This window comes from Oerskovia sp. NPDC056781 (assembly GCF_042789955.1).
In the GTDB taxonomy this organism is placed as follows: Bacteria; Actinomycetota; Actinomycetes; order Actinomycetales; family Cellulomonadaceae; genus Oerskovia; species Oerskovia rustica.
Map to the genome: position 1 here is coordinate 28,039 of NZ_JBHUAD010000013.1, position 6,152 is coordinate 34,190.

The window sequence follows — 6,152 nt, forward strand, 5'->3', positions numbered from 1 at the left end:
AACCCGCTGGACAACCATCCAGCAGGTTCAGTCATGTCCGTTGGGCCGATGAAGTCCCACAATCCCCCAAGTTGGATCAAAGCCCGGCCCATGGCCGGGCGCCTGTGAGGACGGTGTTGATGACCACGCCGCTGCACCGGGCTGCTGCGCCTTCGGCACAGGGCCTGTACGACCCTGTGGCCGAGCACGACGCGTGCGGTGTCGCCTTCGTGGCGACGCTCCGCGGCACGCCCGGACGCGACATCGTTGACGCGGGGCTCACGGCCCTGCTCAACCTGGACCACCGCGGCGCCGTCGGCGCCGAGGAGAACAGCGGTGACGGGGCAGGCATCCTGACCCAGATCCCCGACGCCTTCGTGCGGGACGTCGTCGACGTCGACCTGCCGCCCGCGGGCCACTACGCGATCGGCATGGCCTTCCTGCCGCAGGACCCCGTGGCTGCGGCCGAGGCGGTCCGGCAGGTCGAGGCCATCGCGACCGAGGAGAAGCTCGTCGTCCTCGCCTGGCGCGACGTCCCCGTGACGGCGGACCTCGTCGGGCCGAGCGCGCGCGCCTCGATGCCGACGTTCCGTCAGCTCGTGGTCGCCGACCTGACCCGCGAGCTGTCCGGCCTCGAGCTGGACCGTCGGACGTACCGTCTGCGCAAGCGCGCCGAGCACGAGCTCGGGCTGTTCTTCGCGTCGCTGTCCTCGCGCACGCTCACCTACAAGGGCATGCTGACCGTCGCGCAGCTCGAGCCGTTCTTCCCGGACCTCTCGGACCCGCGCTACGCGAGCGAGCTGGTGCTGGTGCACTCGCGCTTCTCGACCAACACGTTCCCGTCGTGGCCGCTCGCCCAACCCTTCCGCATGATCGCGCACAACGGCGAGATCAACACGGTGCGGGGCAACCGCAACTGGATGGCCGCACGCCAGGGCATGCTCGCGAGCGACAAGCTCGGCGACCTCGGGCCGCTGCTGCCGGTCTGCTCGGAGGGTTCGAGCGACTCGGCCAGCTTCGACGAGGTGCTCGAGCTCCTGCACCTGTCGGGCCGTTCGCTGCCGCACGCCGTCCTGATGATGGCGCCCGAGGCGTGGGAGAACCACACGGAGATGGACCCGGACCGTCGGGCCTTCTACGAGTACCACTCCACGCTCATGGAGCCGTGGGACGGCCCCGCGTGCCTCAACTTCACCGACGGCACCCTCATCGGCGCCGTCCTGGACCGCAACGGGCTGCGCCCGGGGCGGTACTGGGTGACCGAGGACGGCCTCGTCGTCCTGGCGTCCGAGGCCGGGGTCCTGGACCTCGACCCGGCCACGATCGTGCGCAAGGGCCGGCTCGAGCCGGGCCGCATGTTCCTGGTCGACACGGGCCAGGGCCGCATCATCGAGGACGAGGAGATCAAGGGGCAGCTCGCCGCGCAGCGTCCGTACGCGCAGTGGGTCGCCGAGAACTCGGTCTACCTCGACCGCATGCCCGAGCGTGAGCACGTCGCGCACAGCCCCGCCTCGGTCCAGCGTCGCCAGCGCGCGTTCGGCTACACCGAGGAGGAGCTGCGGATCCTGCTCACCCCCATGGCAGGCACGGGCGCCGAGCCGCTCGGCGCCATGGGCACGGACACGCCGATCGCGGTGCTGTCCAGCCGGCCGCGGCTGCTGTTCGACTACTTCACGCAGATGTTCGCCCAGGTGACGAACCCGCCGCTCGACGCGATCCGCGAGGAGCTGGTCACGTCGATCGGCGGGGCGATCGGCCCCGAGCCGAACCTCCTGGACGACAGCCCGCTGCACGCCCGCAAGCTGATCCTGCCGTTCCCCGTGCTCGACAACGACGAGCTCGCGAAGATCCTGCGCGTCGACCGCGACCCTGCCCTCGAGGGCATCTTCCGGGCCGTGACCGTCAAGGGTCTCTACCCCGTCGGTGGGGGCGGCCAGGCTCTCCAGGACCGGCTCGAGGAGATCTTCGCCGAGGTCGACCAGCACGTGGCCGAGGGTGCGAGCTTCATCGTGCTCTCCGACCGTGACTCGAACCAGGAGCTCGCGCCGATCCCGTCGCTGCTCCTGTCGAGCGCGGTGCACCACCACCTGCTGCGCCGCCACACGCGCACCCAGGTCTCGCTCGTCGTGGAGGCCGGGGACGTCCGCGAGGTGCACCACGTGGCCCTCCTGATCGGCTACGGCGCGGCCGCGGTCAACCCGTACCTCGCGATGGAGACCGTCGAGGACCTCGCCAAGTCGGGCTTCGTCCCGGTCAGCCCCGAGCAGGCCGTGAAGAACCTCATCAAGGCGCTCGGCAAGGGCGTCCTGAAGGTCATGAGCAAGATGGGCATCTCGACCATCTCCTCGTACCGAGGAGCGCAGGTCTTCGAGGCGCTCGGTCTCTCGCACGAGCTCGTCGCGGACTACTTCGCCGGGACGACCAGCCGCCTCGGCGGCATCGGCCTCGACGTCCTCGCGGCCGAGGTCGCCGCACGGCACGCCGAGGCCTACCCGGCCTCGGGCAACCACCAGGCGCACGTCCGCCTCACCACGGGCGGCGAGTACCAGTGGCGCCGCGACGGCGAGGAGCACCTGTTCGACCCCGAGACCGTCTTCCGCCTGCAGCACGCGACGCGCGAGCGCCGGTACGACGTCTTCCGCCAGTACACCCAGCGGGTCGACGACCAGTCGACGCGTCTGATGACGCTGCGCGGCCTCCTGGAGTTCCAGGAGGGGCAGCGCCCGGCGCTGTCGATCGACGAGGTCGAGCCGGTCAGCGAGATCGTCAAGCGCTTCAACACGGGGGCGATGTCCTACGGCTCCATCTCGGCCGAGACGCACGAGACCCTCGCGATCGCGATGAACCGGCTCGGCGGACGGTCGAACACGGGTGAGGGCGGTGAGGACCCGGAGCGTCTGTACGACCCGGAGCGTCGTTCGAAGGTCAAGCAGATCGCGTCGGGCCGCTTCGGCGTCACGTCCGAGTACCTGACCAACGCGGACGACATCCAGATCAAGCTCGCCCAGGGCGCGAAGCCGGGCGAGGGCGGTCAGCTGCCGGGCCACAAGGTCTACCCGTGGGTCGCCAAGACGCGTCACTCGACGCCGGGGGTCGGGCTCATCTCCCCGCCGCCGCACCACGACATCTACTCGATCGAGGACCTGGCGCAGCTCATCCACGACGCCAAGAACGCGAACCCGTCGGCTCGTGTGCACGTCAAGCTCGTGAGCGAGTTCGGCGTGGGCACCGTGGCGACGGGTGTGTCCAAGGCGCACGCGGACGTCGTGCTCATCTCGGGGCACGACGGCGGCACGGGCGCGAGCCCGCTGACCTCGCTCAAGCACGCGGGCACCCCGTGGGAGCTCGGCCTGGCCGAGACCCAGCAGACGCTCGTGCTGAACAACCTGCGCGACCGCATCGTGGTCCAGGTCGACGGCCAGATGAAGACCGGGCGCGACGTCGTGATCGGTGCGCTGCTGGGGGCCGAGGAGTTCGGCTTCGCGACGGCTCCCATGGTCGTCTCCGGTTGCGTCATGATGCGCGTGTGCCACCTGGACACGTGCCCGGTCGGCGTCGCGACGCAGAACCCCGAGCTGCGCGCCCGGTTCACGGGCAAGCCGGAGTTCGTCGTGAACTTCTTCGAGTTCGTCGCGGAGGAGGTGCGCGAGCACCTGGCCCGCCTCGGGTTCCGTTCGATCGAGGAGGCCGTCGGGCACGTCGAGGCGCTCGACACCCGCAAGGCGGTCGAGCACTGGAAGGCCCAGGGGCTCGACCTCGGGCCCGTGCTGGAGAAGCCGCAGCCGGTCGAGGGCTCGTCGCTGCGCAACACGACGACGCAGGACCACGGGCTCGACCGCGCGCTCGACAACCAGCTCATCGCGCTGGCGACCGACGCGCTCGAGAACCGTGAGCCCGTGCGGATCGCCCTGCCTATCCGCAACGTCAACCGCACCGTGGGCACGATGCTCGGTCACGAGGTGACCAAGCGGTACCGCGGCGAGGGTCTGGCGGACGACACGATCGACGTCTCCCTCACGGGATCGGCCGGTCAGTCGATGGGCGCGTTCCTCCCGCGAGGCATCACGCTGCGCCTCTTCGGCGACGCGAACGACTACGTCGGCAAGGGCCTGTCGGGCGGACGCATCATCGTCCGTCCGGACCGTGCCGCTGTCCTGACCGGGTCGAGCAACGTCGTCGCGGGCAACGTCATCGGCTACGGCGCCACGTCCGGGCAGATCTTCCTGCGCGGCCTGGTGGGCGAGCGCTTCGCGGTCCGCAACTCGGGCGCCACGCTCGTCGTGGAGGGCGTGGGCGACCACGGCCTCGAGTACATGACCGGCGGGTCCGTCGTGATCCTCGGACCGACCGGACGCAACCTCGGTGCGGGCATGTCGGGAGGTACGGCCTACGTGCTCGACCTGCGCCCGCAGGCGATGAACACGACCGGCGTGTCCTCGGGCGAGCTGCTGCTCGACACGCTCGACGACGCGGACGGCGCGCTCGTCGAGGGCCTGGTCCGGACGCATCTCGAGGAGACGGGCTCGACCGTCGCGGCCGAGCTGCTCGAGGACTTCGACGCGGCGCGCGCTCGCTTCACGCGCATCCTGCCGGCCGAGTTCGCCCGCGTGCGCAAGGCGCTCGCTCAGGCGGAGCTCGACGGTCTCGATCCTGCCGCCCCCGGTGTGTGGGACCAGATCTTGGAGGTGGCCCGTGGCTGATCCCCGCGGATTCCTGAAGGTGCGGGAGCGTGAGCTCCCGCCCAACCGCCCTGTCGAGGTCCGTCTGCGTGACTGGCGCGACGTCCACGAGCACCGCGTCGAGGGGCAGCCGTTCCTCAAGGAGCAGGCCGGCCGCTGCATGGACTGCGGTATCCCGTTCTGTCACCAGGGCTGCCCGCTCGGGAACCTCATCCCCGAGTGGAACGACCTGGTCTGGCGCGACCAGTGGGCCGAGGCCAGCGAGCGGCTGCACGAGACGAACAACTTCCCGGAGTTCACGGGGCGCGTGTGCCCGGCTCCCTGCGAGTCGAGCTGCGTGCTGGGCATCAACCAGCCGGCCGTGACGATCAAGAACGTCGAGGTCTCGATCATCGACGAGGCGTTCGCGCGCGGCTTCGTCACGCCGCACGTGCCGCAGCGCCTCACGGGCTCGACGGTCGCGGTCGTCGGGTCGGGGCCCGCGGGTCTCGCTGCGGCGCAGCAGCTCACGCGGGCCGGCCACACGGTCGTCGTGTACGAGCGAGACGCCGCGATCGGTGGCCTCCTGCGGTTCGGCATCCCGGACTTCAAGCTCGAGAAGACGCACATCGAGCGTCGTCTCGCGCAGATGGAGGCCGAGGGCACGCGCTTCCGCACGGGCGTGGAGATCGGTGTCGACATCACCTGGGACGAGCTGCGGCGCCGGTTCGACGCCGTCGTGCTCGCGACGGGCGCGACGATCCCGCGTGCGCTCCAGGTGCCGGGCAGCGAGCTCGACGGCGTGCACTTCGCCATGGAGTTCCTGCACCAGGCGAACACCGTGGTCGCGGGCGGGACCGTCGAGGACCAGATCCTCGCGACGGGCAAGAACGTGATCATCATCGGCGGTGGCGACACGGGTTCCGACTGCCTGGGCACCTCGCTCCGGCAGGGCGCGGCGAGCGTCACGACGCTCGCGATCGGCAAGCAGCCGCCGCGTGAGCGGGCCGCGGGCCAGCCCTGGCCGACCGACCCGATCCTGTTCGAGGTCTCGACCTCGCACGAGGAGGGAGGCGAGCGGGCCTACCTGGCCTCGACCGTCGAGTTCCTCGCGGGCGAGGACGGTCGGGTGCGGGCGCTGCTCGTCGCCGAGACCGAGTACCTCCCGGACGGGCGACGCGTCCCGAAGGCCGGCACCGAGAAGGAGATCCCTGCCGATCTCGTGCTCGTGGCCATGGGCTTCACGGGACCCGAGACGGACACGCTCGCGACGCAGTCCGACATCGGGCTGACGGCGCGCGGGCTCGTGGCGCGCGGCGACGACTTCGCGGCCACGGTGCCCGGCGTCTTCGTCGCGGGCGACGCGGGCCGCGGCCAGTCGCTCATCGTGTGGGCGATCGCCGAGGGTCGTGCCGCGGCGGCGTCGGTCGACGCGTACCTGCAGGGCAGCAGCGAGCTGCCCGCTCCGGTGCGCGCGTCGACCGTGTCGCTGAGAGCATGACAGGAGTGTGAGCC

General features: G+C 70.8%; 2 protein-coding genes. Both read left to right on the forward strand.

Features of this window, described 5'->3' with window-relative positions; translation table 11 throughout:
- Positions 1 to 119: 119 nt before the first annotated feature.
- Complete coding sequence (gene gltB, locus ACFRCR_RS02430; RefSeq protein WP_377675238.1) at positions 120 to 4,679, forward strand: glutamate synthase large subunit; 4,560 nt, start codon at positions 120 to 122, stop codon at positions 4,677 to 4,679.
- Complete coding sequence (locus ACFRCR_RS02435) at positions 4,672 to 6,138, forward strand: glutamate synthase subunit beta (protein ID WP_377675241.1); 1,467 nt, start codon at positions 4,672 to 4,674, stop codon at positions 6,136 to 6,138. Before gltB ends, ACFRCR_RS02435 begins: the two co-directional genes overlap by 8 nt.
- Positions 6,139 to 6,152: the final 14 nt, after the last annotated feature.